Below are 17,393 nucleotides of genomic sequence, written 5' to 3' on the forward strand. Positions count from 1 at the left end.
GGGTCCTCTCCCCGGCTGGGTCCGGATTCGCCGGAGGGGCTCCTTGAGGGCCCCTCCGGCAGTTCGAGAAGCGGTGGCACGGGGGCGGACTCCCGTGGACGGACTCCCGTGGGCGGACTCCTACTTCGTGTTGCGGGCCAGCTCCAGCGCGTACCGCGGGTACCAGTCGCCCGCCTTCGGGCCGCCCTTGCAGTCGCCGTCCGACTCGCCCGGCCGCTTCACCCACAGATAGGCGTCGACGAGCGGATCGCCGGTCTTCGTCGTCGGCACGTCGCCGAGCGCGCGGCCCGGCGGGTTGCACCAGTTCTCCTTCGGATCGCCTTCCGTGTACGGCCCGTTGCCGTTGCGGCTGGTGTCGATCACGAAGTGCTTGCCGCCGACCTTCGCGGAGAGCTTGTGGCCGTAGTCCTTACTGGCCCCGGTGGTCTGGAAGTTGGAGACGTTCACCGCGAAGCCGTCGGCCTTGCCGATGCCCGCCCGCGCCAGCGGCTCGGGCAGGGAGTCCGGGTCGGCCCAGCCGGCGTTGCCCGCGTCCAGGTAGACCTTCGTCGCGGGCTGCTGCTTGAGCCGCTCGATGGCGCCCTTCAGCAGGTCGAACCGCTCCTCGTGGTACTCGGCCGGGGTGCAGCCGTCCACGAGGTGCAGCACGGCGTCCGGTTCCAGGACGACCGTGGCCCGGCGGTCGCCGATGCCCTTGGCGACCTTGTCGACCCACGCGCGGTACGCGTCACCGTCCGCGGCGCCCCCCTTGGAGAACTGTCCGCAGTCGCGGTGCGGGATGTTGTAGAGGACCAGCAGGGCGTCGCGGTCGGCCTTCGCGGCCGCCTCCGTGTAGCCCTTCGCCTCGTCCTCGGGGTTGTCGGGGCCGATCCACTCGCCCACCGGCTGTGCCGCGATCTTCCTGATCAGTTCGGCGTTCTTGTCGTCGCCGTCGTCGAGGTACGAGGCCACCTGCTTCGCCGCGTTCCCCTCGGGGTTGACCCAGTACGGATCCGTCGCCTTGGGCTGCTGGGCAGCCGGCTTCGCCCCGTCACCGTCGGAGGAGGAACAGCCCGCCGCGAGCAGCGCGGCCCCCACCGCGACCGCCGTCCAGCGGGCACGCCCGACCTGACTGCCGTACATCCACTCCCCCTTGGTGCATGGTGCATGGTGCCGGGGCCGTCCCCCCAGGGTGCCCGCACCCCGGACAAGCCCGGTCGAATCCATCCTGGCACACGGCCCGGCCCGGCCACGAGGTCATGCGGCCCCGGGCCTCGGTCAGACGCCCCGGGCCTCCGTCAGATACGCCGACACCACGACGTTCGCCGTGTACGAGCTGGTCTTCTTGTCGTAGGTGCCGCCGCAGGTGATCAGCCGGAGTTCCGCGCGGCCCGGCTCGCGCACCCCGTAGACCTTCTGGGCGTCGAACCTCTCCCTGCTGAAGACCTGGACGTCGTCGATGGTGAAGACGGCGACCGAACCGTCCGTGCGGGTCACCCGGATCTTCTCGCCGGGGCGGGCCGCGCTGAGGTTGTAGAAGACCGCCGGCTTGGTCGTGGTGTCGACATGGCCGACGAAGAGCGCGGCGCCCCTGGCGCCGGGCCGGGTACCGGTGCCGAACCAGCCGACGGTGTTCGGCAGTTCGTACGGCGGCGGCTCGACCGCGCCCGTCGTGTCGAGCCCGCGCGCGACGACCGGGGCCGAAACGCCGATCGACGGGATGTCCACCCTGCTCGGCCCCACGGGTGTCAGCGGATCGCGGGCGGGCGGCAGCGGCACACCGAGCGGGCGGCCCACCGCGGCCACATCGCCGGTCGTGGGGGCGGAGGCCCCACCGGGGCCGTCGGTGGCGTCCCGGCCCCAGAGCCACAGCGCCAGCAGCAGGATGGCCCAGGCCAGCCCCGTGAGCAGCCGGCCGTTGCCCGGCGCGCGTTCACCGGAGGACACGCGTTCAGTCCCGGTCCGAGGAGCCGATGCGCCGGCGGCGGGCGCTGCGGAAGGCGACGGCCACGGCCGCGACTCCGGCGAGGATCAGCCCGATCACCGTGTGCGGGGTCCCGGGGCCCTGGGTGTCGGCGGACTTGGCGGCCTGCGCGGCCGGCTCGGTGGCGGCGCCGCCGCCCCCGGCCCGTACCGGAGCGACCGGAGTCTGCGCGGGGTCGGGGTCCTGGAGATCGTCGAGCGAGGACTCGTCCTCGCCCCCGCCCTCGTCGTCACCCTCGTCCTCGTCGTCCCCGCCCTGCCCCTCGCGGTCCCCGCCCTGGCTCTCGCGGTCCTTCTTGCCTTCGCCAGACCCTTGGTCCTGCTTGGGATCCTTCTTGCCTTCCCCGGAGCCCTGATCCTGCTTCGGGTCCTTCTTGCCTTCCCCGGACCCCTGATCCTGCTTCGGGTCCTTCTTGCCTTCCCCGGAGCCCTGATCCTGCTTCGGGTCCTTCTTGCCTTCCCCGGACCCCTGATCCTGCTTCGGGTCCTTCTTGCCTTCGCCGGAGCCCTGATCCTGCTTGGGATCCTTCTTGCTGTTCGGGTCCTCGCGGTCCTGTCTCTGGTTCTGCTGCTCCTCCTCGCCCTGTTTCCCGTCGGGCTGGGCGGCGGCGGGGTGGAGGACCGTGACTCTGAGCTGCTCGCCTTCGTCTGCGTGCGCGGTCCCGGTGGCGGGCGCCAGAATCAGGAAGCCGGCGGCCGCCCCCACCACACGGAGAGCAATCGAAACTGAACGCATTGTGAACCTCCTGGTATCAGAAGATTCACGCGTTCCGCCCGTTTCCGCATCTCCAGCAGACCCAGACGGGTCAGTACCGCCTCAGATCCGGTCGACGAGGTCCGCGATCGAATCGGCCACGTTCGACGGCCGGAACGGGTAGCGGTCGATGTCGGCGGGCGTGGTCAGGCCGGTCAGCACCAGGAACGTCTCCATGCCGGCCTCCAGGCCGGCCAGCACGTCGGTGTCCATCCGGTCGCCGATCATCGCGCTGGACTCCGAGTGGGCCCCTATCGCGTTCAGCCCGGCCCGCATCATCAGCGGATTCGGCTTGCCCACGAAGTACGGGTCCTTCCCCGTGGCCTTCGTGATCAGCGCGGCGACGGATCCGGTGGCCGGCAGCGGGCCCTCGGCCGACGGGCCGGTCTCGTCCGGGTTGGTGCCGATGAAGCGCGCCCCGCCGTTGATCAGCCGGATCGCCTTCGTCAGGGCCTCGAAGCTGTACGTACGGGTCTCGCCGAGGACGACGTAGTCGGGGTCGTGGTCGGTGAGGACGTACCCGATGTCGTGCAGCGCGGTGGTCAGACCGGCTTCGCCGATGACGTACGCCGTGCCGCCGGGACGCTGGTCGTCCAGGAACTTGGCGGTGGCCAGCGCGGACGTCCAGATGTTCTCGACCGGCACGTCCAGACCCATTCGGGCGAGCCGGGCGTGCAGGTCACGCGGGGTGTAGATGGAATTGTTCGTGAGGACCAGGAAGGGCTTCCCGGTCTCGCGGAGCTTCTTGATGAAGGAGTCGGCGCCCGGGATCGGGACGCCTTCATGGATGAGAACACCGTCCATGTCGGTGAGCCAGGATTCGATCGGCTTACGCTCGGCCATGAAGCGGACTCCTGCTGTGTGCGGACGTGCTGGTGGGGCGCCGCCACGACGATGTGCCGACGCCCCCAGCGTAATCAGGTGGACGGGATAGTGACCCCGTCGATCACCGGTCAGCTACCGGTGGCGGACTTCCAGGAATCGACGTACTTCTGGAGGTTCGTGTCGATGTCCTTCCAGTTCGGCTCGAACACCTGAACGCCTGCCAGGATCTTGGTCAGCTCGATGGCGTTGGCGTCGGTCGCCTTGATGTCGGAGCGTGCCGCGAAGCCGCCGCCGATCTCGCTGACCTGCTTCTGAGCCTTCTCGCCCAGCATGTAGTCGAGGAGCTTCTTGCCGTTCTCGGTGTGCGGGGCATCGTTGACGAGGCCGGCGGCGTACGGGAGCGCGAACGTCGTGGGCTTGCCGCCCGCCTTCGCCGGGAACCAGATGCCGAGGTTCGGCATGGACTTGGACTGGGCGAAGTTCATCTGGACGTCACCGTTGGCGACGAGGATCTCGCCCTTGTCCACCTTGGGGGCGAGCTTGGAGGTGGAGGAGGACGGGCCGACGTTGTTGGCCTGGAGCTTCTTCAGGTACTCCATCGCCGGCTCCTCGCCGCCGAAGTCGTGCATGGCCTTGATGACGACGGCGGTTCCGTCGCCGGCGACGCCCGGGGTCGAGTACTGGAGCTTGTCCTTGAACCTGCCGTCCAGGAGCTCCTCCCAGGTCTTCGGGGCCTGGGCCAGCTCCTTCTTGTTGTAGATGAAGCCGAAGTAGTTGTTCACGACGGACGTCCACTTGCCGTCGCCGGACTTGTCGGCGCCGTTGACCTTGTCCGCGCCGGCCGGCTCGTACGCCTGGAGCAGCCCCTTGGAGTCGGCCTGCTGGATGAACGGGGGAAGGGTGACGAGCACGTCGGCCTGGGTGTTGCTCTTCTCGCGGGCGGCGCGCTGCACCATCTCGCCGGAGCCGCCCTCGACGTACTTGACCTTGATGCCGGTCTCCTTCTCGAAGTCCTTGAAGACCTGGTCGTACCAGCCGTCGCCGTTCTCGCCCTTGAGGCCGTCGGCGCTGTAGACGGTGACGACCTTCTCGTCGGAGGCGGCGGAGGAGCCTGAGCAGGCGGTGAGGGTGGCGGCGAGGGCGAGGCTGCCGGTGACGGCGGCGGTGACCGTGATGACGTTGCGGCGCATGGCGTGGGACAACTCCTGTCGGGACTGTCTGTGAGGGTGTGCGGGGAGTGGTGGAACGGGCCCCGGGGCCTAGCGGAACGAGGCCCTGGTGCGGATACGGGAGACGGCGAGCAGGACGAGCAGCGTCGTGGCCATGAGGACCACGGCGACGGCGGAACCGGTGAAGAGGGAGCCACGGTCGGTGGCGGTGAAGATCAGCACCGGCAGCGGCATCCAGTCCGGCGGGTAGAGCATCATCGTGGCGCTCAACTCGCCCATGGACAGGGCGAAGCAGAGCCCCGCGGCCGCGTTCAGCGACGGCAGCAGGAGCGGCAGCTTCACCCGCCACAGGACGTACGAGGGGCGGGCGCCGAGACTGGCCGCCGCCTGCTCGTACATCGGGTCGAGACGCAGGATGGCCGCCGAGACCGACTGGTAGGCGAACGCCGTCACAAGAACGGTGTGCGCGAGGATCACGATCCAGCGTGTGCCGTTGAGGAGCAGCGGCGGCTGGGAGAAGGCGACGAGGACGGCGAGGCCGACGACCACGGACGGTACGGCGACCGGCAGCATGAACAGCGCGTCGAGGATCCGCCGGCCGCGCTTCTTCAGGGCCGCCGCGGCGAGTGCGGCCCAGGTGCCGACGACGAGCGCCAGCAGGCTGGCGCTGACCGCCGTGATCAGGCTGGTGGTGAGCGCCTGCAGCGACTCGCCACGGACGGCGGAGGCGTAGTGCTCGGTGGTCGGGCCGGACGGGAACGCCCCGGACCAGTTGGTCGAGAGCGACGCGGCGACGATGACCAGGAGCGGCAGCGCGAAGAGGGGGACGAAGAGGGCGAAGAAGAGGACCCAGGTGGCCCACTTGCCCGTACGGCTATGCACCAGCACGCTTGCTCACCACCCGGTAGAGGCCGTAAAGACCCACGGAGATCGCGACGTTGACGACGGCGACGACACAGGCGGCCGCGTAGTCGGACTCGAGGATCGCCTTGCTGTACACGAGCATCGGGAGCGTCGTGACGCCCTTGGCGCCGGTGAAGAGCACGATGCCGAACTCGTTGAGGCACATGACGAGGACGAGGCTGCCGCCGGCGGCGAGCGCGGGGAGCGCCTCGGGGAGGATCACCTGCCGGACGATGCGCGCGGGCCGCGCGCCGAGGGACGAGGCGACCTCCAGCTGCGCCGTGTCGAGCTGCGAGAACGCGGCGAGCAGGGGCCGCATCACGAACGGTGTGAAGTACGTGATCTCCGCGAGGAGCACGCCCCAGGGCGTGGTCAGGAAGTGGAACGGTCCGCTCGGCGCTCCCGTGACGTCCGTCCACAGACCGTTGGCCATGCCCACGGTGCCGTAGATGAACAGCAGCGCGAGCGTGATGAGGAAGGACGGGAAGGAGAGGAAGACGTCGATGAACTTGGCCACCGCCTTGCCGCCGGGGAACGGCACGAACGCGATGATCAGCGCGAGCGTGAACCCGAGGACCAGACATCCGACGGTCGACCCGACGGCCAGCCACACGGTGGTGCCCAGCGCCTCCCGGAAGGCCTCGGACGCGAAGACGTCGGCGTAGGCGCCGGGGGCGAGGGATTCCTGGACGACGAGGGCGAGGGGGTAGAGGAAGACGAGGGCGAGGACGGCGACGGGCGGGAGCACCCACAGCACCGTCGTGGCCTTCCGTGCCGCCGGGGCGGAACGCCCGGGCGGCGCAGCCGGCACCGCGTGCGGCACCGCCTGCGGTTCCGCGAGACGTCCACCGGGGCTAGCCATCGGTCACCCCCGCGGCCAGCAGCACCGCGTCCTCGGGCGCGAAGTGCACCGTGACTTCCTCGCCCAGGGCCGGAGGCAGCCGCAGTTCGCGCAGGTCCGCCTTGACCCGGTGCCCGTCGACGTCCACGTACAGCCGGTGCGTGGCACCGCGCCACTGCACCTCGGCGACCTGCCCGCGCAGCGCGTTCGGGCCCTCGCCGAGCCCGACGAGGTGCGGCCGCACGCACAGCGTGGCCGTCGCACCCGGGAGGGCTTCGCCGGACGCGACCTTCAGGTCCTGCCCGGCGAAGGTGACCACGTCCGGCCCCGCCGCCGCGACCGTCACCGGCAGCAGATTCGCGTTCCCGACGAACGACGCCGTGAACTCCGTGCGCGGCCGCCGGTACAGGTCCTGCGGTGTGCCGCAGTCCTGCAGCCGCGCCTTGTCCATGACCGCGATCCGGTCGGCGAGCGTCAGCGCCTCGACCTGGTCGTGTGTGACGTACAGGATGGACACGTCGGGCAACTCACGGTGCAGCCGCGCCAGTTCGGCGAGCATGCCCGACCGCAGCTGCGCGTCCAGCGCGGACAGCGGTTCGTCGAGGAGCAGCACCTTCGGCCGGATCGCGAGCGCCCGCGCGATCGCGACGCGCTGCTGCTGCCCGCCCGAGAGCTCCCGCGGATAGCGCTTGGCGTACGCCGCCATGCCGGTCATCTCCAGCGCCTCGGCGACCCGCCCGGGTATCTGGGCCTTGGGGGCCTTCTGGGCCTTCAGCCCGAAGGCGACGTTGTCCTCGACCCGCAGATGCGGGAAGAGGGCGTACTGCTGCACGACCATGCCGATGCCGCGCCGGTGCGGCGGCAGATCGGTGACGTCCCGGTCGCCGATGAACACCCGCCCGGAGACGGGTCGTACGAATCCGGCGACCGCGCGCAGTGCGGTCGTCTTGCCCGAGCCTGAGGGGCCGAGCAGGGCCATGACCTCGCCGGGCTCGACGGTCAGGTCGAGCGTGTCGAGGACGGTGGTGCCTCCGTAGGCGACGGACACGCGGTCGAAGCGGATGCCGCTGGTCATGCGTCGTCCTCCAGCTGCGCCAGCAGCGCGGGCAGTTCCGCGACGGAACCGAGGACGTGCGTGGCACCGTTCGCCGTCAGCTGCGGCTCGTCGTGCGCGCCGGTCCGCACGCCCGCCACGACGCCCGCTCCGGCACGGGCGCCGCTGACCATGTCGTACGAGGTGTCGCCCGCGACCACGATCTGCCGCACGCCGTCCACCGCGCCGGTGCGCAGGAACGCGGCGAGCACCATGTCCGGGTAGGGACGGCCACGGCCTCCCGCGTCGGCGGGGCAGAGGGTGAGGTCCGCCAGGCCCTGCCAGCCGAGCGCGTCGAGGATCGCGTCCTGGGTGACACGGGCGAAGCCGGTGGTGAGGACGACGGTCCTGCCCTGCTCGCGCAGGGTCTCGACGGCGGAGCGGGCGCCGGGGATCTCGGCGATGCGGCCGCCGTCGACGAGTTCGCCGTACGCCACCTCGAAGGCCTTGTTGGCCGCCTGGGCCCGGGCCTCGTCGCCGAAGAGGTGACGGAAGACGGTGATCTTGGACTCGCCCATGGTGGCGCGGACGTGGTCGAGCATGCCGGGCATCGACTCCGGTGCGGCACCGATGCGTTCGGCGGCCGCGGCGAAGGCCTGCTCGACGAGGCCGCCGTCGGCGACGGTGGTGCCGGCCATGTCGAGGACGACGAGGTTGAGGTCGCTCAGGTGCGTGGTCGTGTCTGCGTTCATGTCCGTGCCTGCGTTCATGTTCATGTGGGGGTTCACCAGCCCAGTTCGTCGGCGGTCGTCTCGGCGATGGCGGGCGAGCAGGTCATGCCGCGCCCGCCCGGTCCCGTCACCAGCCACACGCCGTCGCGCACCCGCTGGCGGTGGACGACGCGGGAGGTGTCGGTGCACTGCGCGTACACCCCGGCCCAGCGGCGGCGGATCTTCGGCAGCGGCCGGCCGAGGAAGCCCTCGATGACCTGCGTGAGGTGCTCGTAGGGGTCCTCGAGGGTGTCGAACGCGAAGGGGTGCTCGTACTCGTGGGTGTCGCCGATGGTCAGCCCGCCGTCGCGGCGCTGCACCATCAGCAGCTGCATCTTGTGCGCGGCGGCCATCGGCTCCTGCGCCTGACCGGCGTTGAGCGCGTCGAGCGCCTCGGACGCGTACGCCGGGTAGTAGCGGAAGGAGTCGGCATCGGCCACGGAGGTGGTGAGCGGCTCGCCGAGCGGGTCGGTCTGCGCCATCTGGAGGCGTACGCGGCGCACGGGGATGTCCCCGGCGATCTCGCGGACGAGGCCGCCGAGCCAGGCCCCGGTGCACAGGACGACGGCGTCCGCGGTGTGGACGTCGCCGTGGTCGTCGCGCACGCCGCCGCGCCCGTCCTTGCCGGACTCGATGACCTCGCGGACCTCGCGTCCGGGCAGGAAGGTGTAACGGCCGGAGGCCAGCAGGGCCTTGCGCAGGACGAGTTGTGCGGTGCGGGGCTCCACGGCCGCGTCCCGCTCGCAGTGGAGGGCCGACACGAACTCGCCGCGCAGCGCCGGGTTGATGGCGCGCGCCTCGTCCGCGGTGACCAGCTTGTAGCCGCGGGCGGCGGCGTCGGGCCGGGCGACGGCGGCCTCGGCGACGGCGAGTTCGAGATCGTTCCGTACGGGCGTCAGCGAGCCGATGGCCCGGAACCCGAGCTCGGGTATCCGGGCACCGATGCCCTCCCACAGCTCCCGCGCCCGCAGCGCGGTCTCCAGCTCCTCGCCGCCGGCGCGGCCACTCACCCAAATCTGCCCGAAGTTGCGCAGGCTCGCCCCGCGCGCCTCGGCCTCCCGCTCGATCTGTACGACCTCGTGGCCGCGCTCCACTGCTTGCCAGGCGTGCATGGTTCCCACCACGCCGGCTCCTACGACGATGACTCGCATGGCCGCAACGGTGCTCGTGACGGGTGACCCGGCGAGGGCCGGTCGGCAACGGGACGGTGAACGGGCCGTCAAGCTTGGCCTAGACCCGTTACCTTTTCGTGATCTGGAGGAGGTAGTGAGCGCGGTGGCGGATCAGCCGCTGAGGTGGGCCGGGATTCAGCCGCTGAGGTGGGCCGAGAAGCTGAATCGGTCCCCGCGGTAGAGCGTCCGTACCCGCTCCAGGGGCTGCTTGGCCGTGTCCCGCGAGACGCGGTGGATCAGCAGCATGGGCAGGGCGGGCGGCGTGCCGATGAGGAGCGCCTCGCGCGGGGTCGCCAGCACCGTCTCGATCCGTTCGTCCGCGTCCCCGAAGCCGATCCCGAGCCGGTCGCGGAGGTAGGCGTAGAAGGACGAGTCGGGATCGAAGTCGCTGTCGAGGCGGGGCACGCGCGCGACGGAGACGTACGTGCTCTCCAGGCCGACCCGCTCGTCGTCCGCGAGCAGCAACCGCTCCATGTGCCAGACGGGCTCGCCTCGCTCCAGCCCGGTCTCCTCGGCGAGCCGCGGCGGGCACGGGAAACGGTCGAGGGAGATGAGGTGACGGCCCGGCGTACGGCCCTGCCTGCGTACGCCTTCGGTGTAGCTGGCGAGCGAGAGCGGCTGCTCCAGCTTGGGGCCGGCGACGACGGTCCCGCGGCCCTGGCGGCGCAGCCGGCCTTCGAGGAGGAGTTCGCGCAGCGCCTGGCGCACGGTCTCACGCGAGACGTCGAACCGTACGGCGAGATCACGTTCGGTGGGCAGCAGCCCGCCTTCGCCCAGGTCGTCTATCAGGGCGGCCACTTGGGCCTTGACGGCGTAGTACTTGGGGATGCGGCCGTGCTCGGGGATTCCGGAGCGTACGGGTGCGCCCGGTGCCTGGTCGTTCGGGTAGTTCGGGTAGTCCACGCCGGGATGTTGCCAGATCCTCGTGAACGGTCAGGTGAACGGCCGGCGGACGGCGCGGTGAACGGGACGGTGAACGGGCTGGTCAGCGGGGCCGGTGAAGGGGCTGGCCGGCGCGGCCGGGAGCGGGACCGCGGAGGGTGCCGGTCAGCGGGGCCGGGAGCGGAGCCGACGCCTGCCGAAGAGGAGGACCAACGATCCGGCGAGGAGCGCGCCGCCGGCCGCGGCGAGCCCGATCGCGTACCGGGGTCCGGCGCCGGTCGCGGCCAGCTCGTGCCCGTTCTGCCACGTCGTCCCGGTGTCCTCCGTGCCGGACACATCGCCGGACGCGTTCCCGGAGGGGTTCGCGGACGCGCCCGTGGACTGGGTCTCGCTGTTCCCGTCCGGCGGGCTGTCGGGTTGCGTGGCCGGGCCGGTGGGCTCCGCGGCCAGGATGCTGAAGCGGTAGTCGTTGGACTCCCCGACCCAGTCGCCGTCCGCCCCACGCCGCTGGACGACGGCGGCGTTGGCCACCACGGCATCCGGGGCGGTGGCGCGGTCGGGGAAGCCGAGACGTACCCGAACGGTGAAGATGCCCCGCGCAGGGAGGGACAGACCCGCGAACCCGCCCGCCCCGGCGCCGAAGGCCCCGACCGCCTCCCCCTGCTCCGTCTTCTCGATGGTGACGGGGCGCCAGATCTGCACTCCCGTGTCGAGGAACTCCATCCGGATCCGGTCGGGGGTGAGCGCCCGCCCCTGTCCGGTGAGCACGAGGACGGGGTGGATGTTCAGGCAGGGCTCGGCCGTGGTGTTGGTCAGTTCGACGGAGAACTCATGGGCGCCCGCTCCGGCCCGGTACTGCGCCGGGCCCTCCACGATGCGGGCGGCGACCGGGAACTCCGCCGCGCCCACGTCGCCACAGGACGGCAGCTCGTCGACGGGCACGCCACCGGGCGCCGCGGGCGACGCGGACGCCGACGCCGCGTGCCGGGACGAAGCGGAGCCGGAAGAGCCGGAAGAGGAACGAGAAGGGGAAGCAGAAGCGGAAGCGGAAGCGGGACGCGAAGGAGAGGGATGCGGTGACGGCTCCGCGGCGGCCTGCGCGGGGGCGGGGGCCAGGCCCGCCAGGGCGACGGGAGCGATGGCGGCTGTGGCGGCTCCGGCGGCAAGGGCGGTGCGCAGGCGCATGAGGAACCTCTGCTGGTCGCGAGCGTGGGCGGCGTGGAGAACCGACGCTGCCACGCACGCGCCCGCCGGCCCGGCACCGACGCCGCCGAGCGGCCGGACAATCACACAATTACGCCCTACTGGCCGAGCCTGTCGCCGTCCATGCGACCGAAGAGCGGGGCGAGGACGAGCTGCGCGGCGCCCTCCGCGACGGGGTACGGGCCCGCGTCCGCCAGAGCGACGTACACGGCATCGTCGCCGATCACCGCGCGGACTCCGCGGACGAACGTCTCACTGGCCGCGGCGACGGTACGCCCACCGAGCAGGACCTGGTCGACGTCGAGCAGCCGTACGAGATTGGCGGCACCGGTACCGAGGACGCGCGCCGCCTCGTCGAGCTCGCCGCGGGCGACGGCTGCGAGGCACAGCGCCTCGATGCACCCGCGGTTGCCGCAGGAACAGGCGGGCCCGTCGAGCTGGACGACCTGATGGCCGAACTCCCCCGCGCCGGTGCGGGCGCCCCGGTGGAGCGTCCCGCCGAGTACGAGCCCGGCGCCCAGGCCCGTACCGAGGTGGAGATACGCGAACGACTCCGCGACTTCAGAACCAGAACCAGAACCAGAACCAGAAACGGAAGCAGAACCGGAACCAGAAGCGGATCCGGAGTCCTGTGAACCCGTCGGCCGTCCGCGCAGTGCGAGCCCGAGCGCTGCGGCGTTGGTGTCCTTGTCCAGGACGACCGTCAGCCCGAGCCGCTCCCCCAGCTCCGCCCGGAGCGGAACTCCCTCCCACCTCGGCGCCCCGGTCACCCGGCCCGGCACCCCGCTCCAGTGGTCCAGCGGCCCCGGCATCCCGACGCCGACGCCCAGCACCCTCTCCGTTTCGTGCTCCAGTTCGTGCTCCAGCAGCGCCCGGACCTCGTCCGTCGCCGCCGCGACGACGTCCGGCACCGAACCGCTCAGGTCCAGCGGCCGGGTGCGCGACGCGACGACCGTGCCGGCGAGGTCGACGAGTACCGCCGTCAGCTCGTCGCGATCGAGTTGCAGGCCCACCGCGTGGGCCGCGGACGGGACGAGGCGCAGGACGGTGCGGGGCTTGCCCCCGGTCGAGGCACGGCGGCCCGCCTCGGTCACCAGTCCCTCCGCCCGCAGCCTCGCCGTGATCTTGCTGACGGCCTGGGGCGTGAGCCCGGTGCCCTCGGCGAGCTCCAGCCGGCTGATCCCGTCGCGGTCGGCCGCCCTCAGCAGATCCAGCACCAGCGCCGCGTTGTGGCTGCGCAGCACCGGGAGGTTCGCACCCGTGTTGGTCCTCTTCACCCCGCCATTGTCCTGCGCGCTTGCGCTTTGGCAACAGCGTTGCTTAAGTGGATGTCATGACAGGCACCGGCACCGGCACCCCCATTCGCGTAGGACTCGTCGGCTACGGCCTCGCGGGGTCCGTGTTCCACGCCCCGCTGATCGCCGCCACCGAGGGCCTCGTCCTCGACACGATCGTGACGTCGAACGAGGAGCGCCGCGAGCAGGCCCGTGCCGAGTTCCCCGACGTCCGCTTCGCGGCCACGGCCGACGAGCTGTGGGAGCGCGCCGGCGAACTCGACCTGATCGTGATCGCGTCCCCGAACAAGACGCATGTCCCGGTCGCCACCGCCGCCCTCCAGGCCGGTCTCCCGGTCGTCGTGGACAAGCCGCTCGCCGGCACCGCCGCCGCCGCACGCGAACTCGCCGCCCTTGCCGACAAGCGGGGCCTGCTGCTCTCCGTCTTCCAGAACCGCCGCTGGGACAACGACTTCCTCACCCTCCGCGCGCTCCTCGCGGACGGCGAACTCGGCGATGTGCAGCGCTTCGAGTCCCGTTTCGAGCGCTGGCGTCCCCAGCTCAAGGGCGGCTGGCGCGAGTCCGGCGCCCCGGAGGAGATCGGCGGTCTCCTCTACGACCTGGGCAGCCACGTCGTCGACCAGGCGCTGGTCCTCTTCGGCCCGGCGGTCCAGGTGTACGCGGAGTCGGACGCACGCCGCCCTGGCGCCGAGACCGACGACGACACGTTCATCGCCATCACGCACGCGAACGGCGTCCGCTCGCACCTGTACATGAGCGCCACCACCGCCCAGCTCGGCCCGCGCTTCCGCGTCCTCGGCTCGGCCGCCGGCTATGTGAAGTACGGCCTCGATCCGCAGGAGGCCGCACTGCGCGACGGCAAGCGCCCCGGCCCCGGTCTGCCGTGGGGCACGGAACCGCAGTCGCTGTGGGGACGCGTCGGCTCGGGCGAGTCGCCGCTGACCGGCGGGGGACGTCCCGTCGAGACCCTGCCCGGCGACTATCCGGCGTACTACGCGGGCATCGCCGCCGCCCTGCGCGACGGCACCGCTCCGCCGGTCACCGCGGACGAGGCCGCCGACGCCCTCGACGTCCTGGAGGCGGCCCGCCGCTCCGCCCGCGAGGGCGTCACCGTCAGGCTCGGCTCATGAGCGGCGGCACCACGGACCCGGGTCTCACCGGCGTCGCCGCGCTCGAGGAGCAGGAACTGCGCCTGACGCTGCCCCGCTTCACGTACGACGACGCCTGGGATCTCGGCTCGATGCTCGTCGAGCTGGCGCGCGAGCGGAACGCCCCGGTCGCGATCGACATCCGGCGCGGCCCGCAGCAGCTCTTCCACTGCGCCCTGCCCGGGTCCTCGGCGGACAACGACGCGTGGATCGACCGCAAGCGCCGGGTCGTCGAACGCTACGGCGAGAGCTCGTTCCTCGTCGGCAGCCGCTTCCGCGCGAAGGGGACGACGTTCGAGGAGTCGTCCCGTCTCGATCCCGACCGGTACGCGGCGCACGGCGGATCGTTCCCGATCCGCGTCGAAGGCGCCGGTGTCATCGGCACGGTCACGGTCTCCGGCCTCCCACAGGCCGAGGACCACGCGATGGTGGTGGAGGCGCTGGAGCGTCTCCTCACCACCTGACCCGCGGAGGGGGTGAATCCCCCGCACCCCCTCCGCGGTTCCTCCTCGGCACGTCTCGCCGCCTCTACGCGTCCTTCAACTCCTGGCGCTGGCGGCCGAGTCCCTCGATCTCCAGCTCGACGACGTCCCCTGCCCGCAGGTACGGCTTCGGGTCCGGCTGTCCGAGGGCCACACCCGCCGGCGTACCGGTGTTGATCACATCTCCCGGGTACAGGGTCATGAACTGACTCACGTACCGCACCACTTCGGCCACCGGGAAGATCTGGTCCGCGGTGGAGCCGTTCTGCTTCAGCTCACCGTTGACCCAGAGCTTGAGGGACAGCGCCTGCGGGTCCGGCACTTCGTCCCGCGTCACGAGCCAGGGGCCCAGCGGGTTGAACGTCTCGCAGTTCTTGCCCTTGTCCCACGTGCCGCCGCGCTCGATCTGGAACTCCCGCTCCGACACGTCGTGTGCCACCGCGTATCCCGCGATGTGCGCGAGAGCCTCGTCATGGGACTCCAGGTAGCGGGCGGTACGTCCGATGACCACCGCGAGCTCGACCTCCCAGTCCGTCTTCTCGCTCGTGCGGGGTACGAGCACGGTGTCGTTGGGACCGACGACCGTGTCCGCGGCCTTGAAGAAGACGACGGGCTCGGCGGGCGTCGCGGCACCGGTCTCCGCCGCGTGGTCGTGGTAGTTCAGCCCGATGCACACGACCTTGCCGATACGGGCGAGCGGCGGCCCTACGCGCAGCCCGGTCGCATCCAGCACCGGCAGCTCGCCGGCCTCGGCCGCCGAGCGGATCCGGCCGAGCGCGGCATCGTCCGCGAGCAGCGCCCCGTCGATGTCCGCGACCAGTCCCGACAGGTCACGGAGCGTCGTCCCGTCCTGGTCGAGCAACGCCGGACGTTCCGAACCCGCCGTACCGACACGCAGCAGCTTCATCTTTCTTCTCCCTGTGGTCGAGGTGGCCCCGGCTGAGGAGTCCCCGCCGTGCGGCGGAGGGGGATGTGCGGATCATTGAGGATTGGCTGATCCTCCAAGAGTTCGGACCACCCTGCAAGACCCCGTTCACAACCTGGACCGTTACCCAGCGGTAGCCAGAGCACCGGCCACCGGCGCGTCCCGGTAGAGGAACACCCGCTCCACCGCGCTCCAGGTGGTGCTGGTGACGACGTAGAGCCCGGCGGCGAGCGGCACGACGCCGACGGTGATCAGCGTGGCGAACGAAAGCAGCGGCATCACCCTCATGACCGCGCCCATCCCCGGCAGTTGCTGCTCCGCCTGCGCCAACGGCCCCTGCCCGGAGGACGCGAGCTGCCGCCTCGTGCGTACGTACGTGAACGTGGCCACGATGCCGACGATCACGAACAGCGCCGCGTACACCAGCCCCGCCTGCCCGAGCAGCCCTCCGTCGCCGAGCGCCTCCACCCACCGGCCGCCGAGGGGGGCGCCGAGCAGACTGTGCCCGAGCAGCTCGTTCGTCTCGTCACCGATCTCCCGGCTGGAGAACAGGTGGTACATGAGGAAGAACGCCGGCAGCTGGAGCAGACCGGGCAGACACCCCGACAGCGGCGAGACCTTCTCCTTCGCGTGCAGCTCAAGGACCGCCTGCTGCAGCCGATCGGGGTTCTTGCCGTGCTTCCTGCGAAGTTCGGCGATCTGCGGTGCGAGCCGGGTGCGTGCCTTCTGCCCGCGCGCGGCCGCACGCGAGAGGGGATGAACGGCGAGCCGTACCAACGCCGTGAACAGGACGATCGCCGCGGCGGTGGCCGAGCCCTGGAAGAGGGGCTCGACCAGGTCGGCGAGCTGCCCGACCAGCGAAGCGAACGAGGACATGAAGAAGGAGAAAGCGGATGTGAGCGCGGACATGGAGGCCCTCCGGGTCTCGTCGTGCCGGGAAACGAACAGACATGTCGGCATGACGACCCGCGAAGGGGCACAGGAACAAAGGGAGTGAGCTGTCGCCCCTACGCGGCCGTCGTCGAGGGACGGCCGGGGGCTCGGGGCCTGCTACGGCCCGCCGCGTCGGGATCGCGCTGCGGCAGGAACGCCGTGCGCTGCTCGCGGTCGCGTATCGCCGTTCGTATGCGCGTGGGCGGCACGCGCGGCACCGACTGCGAGAGGATCAACGCGCAGGCGACGAGCGCGGCGCCGGCCGCCGCGGTGGCGGCGAGGGCGACGGCGGTGGACAGGCCGATGCCTTCGGCCACGAACACTTCGACGAGCACGAAGAGCAGGAGGGCGAGCGGCTGCAGCAGGCGCCAGGTGCGTCCGGCCATGCGTGCCTCTCCTCTCTCCGCTTCGCTCCGCGTCGCGCCGAGCGATCCCGTACCAGCGATACGAACCTTCATTCGTTATACACGACCGGAATCGCCGCCGGGTTCCCTGTGGACAACCCGGCGGATCCCTTGGGGGACATCCCGGCCGCGCGATGCGCGCGCCCCTCTCCGGACGCTCACACGCGTTCCGGATCGAGCGGCTCCAGCAGTCGGCGCGGGCGCAGCAGCGAACGGCTGACCGGATCGGCGGGGTCCAGGTCGAGGCCGGGTCCCGGCCGCATCTCCACCTCCGCGGGCGGTACGCCGATCCCGCAGGCCGGGCACTCGCCGTACGCACCGAGCTCCGTACCGCACGGCGCGTGCAGGAAGATCCTCATCTGCTGGGCTCCGGGCAGCCCTCGCCCCCACAGCCCGAGCGAGCGCAGGACGGGCCAGAGGGCGAGGCCGTGCTCGGTGAGGACGTACTCGTCACGCGGCGGGGACTCCTGATAGCGGCGCTTCTCCAGCACCCCGGCGCCGATGAGCGCCTGGAGCCGGCCGGCCAGCACGGCACGCGGGGCGCCGAGGTGGACCAGGAAGTCGTTGTACCGGCGCACGCCGTAGAACGCGTCCCGCACGACGAGCAGCGTCCACCGCTCGCCGATGACCTCCAGCGCGCGGGCGATGGAGCACTGCTGCGCGGCGTAGTCCTTGCCCAGAGCCATGACGCC

Annotated in this window: 19 protein-coding genes; 2 read left to right on the forward strand and 17 right to left on the reverse strand. The window is 71.4% G+C overall.

Features of this window, described 5'->3' with window-relative positions; genetic code table 11:
• Positions 1-120: 120 nt before the first annotated feature.
• The 13 genes from OG766_RS12705 to OG766_RS12765 form a co-directional block, all read right to left on the reverse strand.
• Positions 121-1,122 carry a glycoside hydrolase family 6 protein gene (locus OG766_RS12705; RefSeq protein WP_266373898.1) on the reverse strand — a complete coding sequence of 334 codons (1,002 nt, stop codon included), beginning with the start codon at positions 1,120-1,122 and terminating at the stop codon, positions 121-123.
• 135 nt (positions 1,123-1,257) lie between these two features.
• Positions 1,258-1,926: a class F sortase gene (locus OG766_RS12710; RefSeq protein ID WP_266373897.1), complete on the reverse strand. Its 669-nt coding sequence runs from the start codon at positions 1,924-1,926 to the stop codon at positions 1,258-1,260.
• 4 nt (positions 1,927-1,930) lie between these two features.
• Positions 1,931-2,698 carry a hypothetical protein gene (locus OG766_RS12715; protein ID WP_328725353.1) on the reverse strand — a complete coding sequence of 256 codons (768 nt, stop codon included), beginning with the start codon at positions 2,696-2,698 and terminating at the stop codon, positions 1,931-1,933.
• A gap of 81 nt (positions 2,699-2,779) precedes the next feature.
• Positions 2,780-3,559 carry an HAD-IIA family hydrolase gene (locus OG766_RS12720; RefSeq protein ID WP_266373894.1) on the reverse strand — a complete coding sequence of 260 codons (780 nt, stop codon included), beginning with the start codon at positions 3,557-3,559 and terminating at the stop codon, positions 2,780-2,782.
• A 110-nt stretch (positions 3,560-3,669) separates the two neighbouring features.
• On the reverse strand, positions 3,670-4,731 hold the full coding sequence (locus OG766_RS12725) for a 2-aminoethylphosphonate ABC transporter substrate-binding protein (RefSeq protein WP_266373893.1): 1,062 nt from the start codon (positions 4,729-4,731) through the stop codon (positions 3,670-3,672).
• Positions 4,732-4,800: 69 nt separating this feature from the next.
• Complete coding sequence (locus OG766_RS12730) at positions 4,801-5,598, reverse strand: ABC transporter permease (protein ID WP_328725354.1); 798 nt, start codon at positions 5,596-5,598, stop codon at positions 4,801-4,803.
• Entirely contained in the window at positions 5,585-6,475 is an 891-nt protein-coding gene (locus OG766_RS12735) for a 2-aminoethylphosphonate ABC transporter permease subunit (RefSeq protein ID WP_266373891.1), read from the reverse strand. The genes OG766_RS12730 and OG766_RS12735 overlap by 14 nt, the downstream gene beginning before the upstream one ends.
• Positions 6,468-7,529: an ABC transporter ATP-binding protein gene (locus tag OG766_RS12740; protein WP_266373890.1), complete on the reverse strand. Its 1,062-nt coding sequence runs from the start codon at positions 7,527-7,529 to the stop codon at positions 6,468-6,470. Before OG766_RS12740 ends, OG766_RS12735 begins: the two co-directional genes overlap by 8 nt.
• The gene (locus OG766_RS12745; RefSeq protein WP_266373889.1) at positions 7,526-8,239 is read right to left on the reverse strand and encodes a phosphonatase-like hydrolase; all 714 of its coding nucleotides are present in this window, start codon (positions 8,237-8,239) and stop codon (positions 7,526-7,528) included. Before OG766_RS12745 ends, OG766_RS12740 begins: the two co-directional genes overlap by 4 nt.
• 32 nt (positions 8,240-8,271) lie before the next feature.
• Positions 8,272-9,408: a TIGR03364 family FAD-dependent oxidoreductase gene (locus OG766_RS12750; RefSeq protein WP_328725355.1), complete on the reverse strand. Its 1,137-nt coding sequence runs from the start codon at positions 9,406-9,408 to the stop codon at positions 8,272-8,274.
• A gap of 156 nt (positions 9,409-9,564) precedes the next feature.
• Positions 9,565-10,332: a GntR family transcriptional regulator gene (locus tag OG766_RS12755; RefSeq protein ID WP_266373886.1), complete on the reverse strand. Its 768-nt coding sequence runs from the start codon at positions 10,330-10,332 to the stop codon at positions 9,565-9,567.
• Between the two features lie 144 nt (positions 10,333-10,476).
• Positions 10,477-11,253 carry a hypothetical protein gene (locus OG766_RS12760; RefSeq protein WP_266373885.1) on the reverse strand — a complete coding sequence of 259 codons (777 nt, stop codon included), beginning with the start codon at positions 11,251-11,253 and terminating at the stop codon, positions 10,477-10,479.
• Between the two features lie 359 nt (positions 11,254-11,612).
• Positions 11,613-12,791, reverse strand: a complete 1,179-nt coding sequence (locus tag OG766_RS12765) for an ROK family transcriptional regulator (protein ID WP_328725356.1) — start codon at positions 12,789-12,791, stop codon at positions 11,613-11,615.
• A 56-nt stretch (positions 12,792-12,847) separates the two neighbouring features.
• Between OG766_RS12765 and OG766_RS12770 the strand changes: the two genes are divergently transcribed.
• Positions 12,848-13,939 carry a Gfo/Idh/MocA family oxidoreductase gene (locus OG766_RS12770; protein WP_266373881.1) on the forward strand — a complete coding sequence of 364 codons (1,092 nt, stop codon included), beginning with the start codon at positions 12,848-12,850 and terminating at the stop codon, positions 13,937-13,939.
• Positions 13,936-14,421 (forward strand): heme-degrading domain-containing protein, encoded by a 486-nt coding sequence (locus OG766_RS12775; RefSeq protein WP_328725357.1) that lies wholly within the window; start codon positions 13,936-13,938, stop codon positions 14,419-14,421. The genes OG766_RS12770 and OG766_RS12775 overlap by 4 nt, the downstream gene beginning before the upstream one ends.
• A 64-nt stretch (positions 14,422-14,485) precedes the next feature.
• Here OG766_RS12775 and OG766_RS12780 read toward each other — a convergent pair whose 3' ends face one another.
• The 4 genes from OG766_RS12780 to OG766_RS12795 all read right to left on the reverse strand — a co-directional run bounded on the left by OG766_RS12780 (position 14,486) and on the right by OG766_RS12795 (position 17,387).
• Complete coding sequence (locus OG766_RS12780) at positions 14,486-15,346, reverse strand: fumarylacetoacetate hydrolase family protein (RefSeq protein WP_328725359.1); 861 nt, start codon at positions 15,344-15,346, stop codon at positions 14,486-14,488.
• Between the two features lie 141 nt (positions 15,347-15,487).
• Positions 15,488-16,273 carry a YidC/Oxa1 family membrane protein insertase gene (locus OG766_RS12785; RefSeq protein WP_328725360.1) on the reverse strand — a complete coding sequence of 262 codons (786 nt, stop codon included), beginning with the start codon at positions 16,271-16,273 and terminating at the stop codon, positions 15,488-15,490.
• Between the two features lie 98 nt (positions 16,274-16,371).
• Positions 16,372-16,683: a DUF6412 domain-containing protein gene (locus tag OG766_RS12790; RefSeq protein WP_266373877.1), complete on the reverse strand. Its 312-nt coding sequence runs from the start codon at positions 16,681-16,683 to the stop codon at positions 16,372-16,374.
• Positions 16,684-16,859: 176 nt separating this feature from the next.
• The gene (locus OG766_RS12795) at positions 16,860-17,387 is read right to left on the reverse strand and encodes a winged helix-turn-helix transcriptional regulator (RefSeq protein ID WP_266373876.1); all 528 of its coding nucleotides are present in this window, start codon (positions 17,385-17,387) and stop codon (positions 16,860-16,862) included.
• Between the last annotated feature and the right edge of the window lie 6 nt (positions 17,388-17,393).

This window comes from Streptomyces sp. NBC_00259 (assembly GCF_036181745.1).
GTDB classification, from domain to species: Bacteria; Actinomycetota; Actinomycetes; order Streptomycetales; family Streptomycetaceae; genus Streptomyces; species Streptomyces pratisoli.

Coding starts and splice junctions, on each gene's coding strand:
- OG766_RS12705 (WP_266373898.1), bottom strand. CDS start 1,122: ATGTACGGCAGTCAGGTCGGGCGTGCCCGCTGGACGGCGGTCGCGGTG.
- OG766_RS12715 (WP_328725353.1), bottom strand. CDS start 2,698: ATGCGTTCAGTTTCGATTGCTCTCCGTGTGGTGGGGGCGGCCGCCGGC.
- OG766_RS12720 (WP_266373894.1), bottom strand. CDS start 3,559: ATGGCCGAGCGTAAGCCGATCGAATCCTGGCTCACCGACATGGACGGT.
- OG766_RS12725 (WP_266373893.1), bottom strand. CDS start 4,731: ATGCGCCGCAACGTCATCACGGTCACCGCCGCCGTCACCGGCAGCCTC.
- OG766_RS12735 (WP_266373891.1), bottom strand. CDS start 6,475: ATGGCTAGCCCCGGTGGACGTCTCGCGGAACCGCAGGCGGTGCCGCAC.
- OG766_RS12740 (WP_266373890.1), bottom strand. CDS start 7,529: ATGACCAGCGGCATCCGCTTCGACCGCGTGTCCGTCGCCTACGGAGGC.
- OG766_RS12745 (WP_266373889.1), bottom strand. CDS start 8,239: ATGAACGCAGACACGACCACGCACCTGAGCGACCTCAACCTCGTCGTC.
- OG766_RS12750 (WP_328725355.1), bottom strand. CDS start 9,408: ATGCGAGTCATCGTCGTAGGAGCCGGCGTGGTGGGAACCATGCACGCC.
- OG766_RS12770 (WP_266373881.1), top strand. CDS start 12,848: ATGACAGGCACCGGCACCGGCACCCCCATTCGCGTAGGACTCGTCGGC.
- OG766_RS12775 (WP_328725357.1), top strand. CDS start 13,936: ATGAGCGGCGGCACCACGGACCCGGGTCTCACCGGCGTCGCCGCGCTC.
- OG766_RS12780 (WP_328725359.1), bottom strand. CDS start 15,346: ATGAAGCTGCTGCGTGTCGGTACGGCGGGTTCGGAACGTCCGGCGTTG.
- OG766_RS12785 (WP_328725360.1), bottom strand. CDS start 16,273: ATGTCCGCGCTCACATCCGCTTTCTCCTTCTTCATGTCCTCGTTCGCT.
- OG766_RS12790 (WP_266373877.1), bottom strand. CDS start 16,683: ATGGCCGGACGCACCTGGCGCCTGCTGCAGCCGCTCGCCCTCCTGCTC.
- OG766_RS12795 (WP_266373876.1), bottom strand. CDS start 17,387: ATGGCTCTGGGCAAGGACTACGCCGCGCAGCAGTGCTCCATCGCCCGC.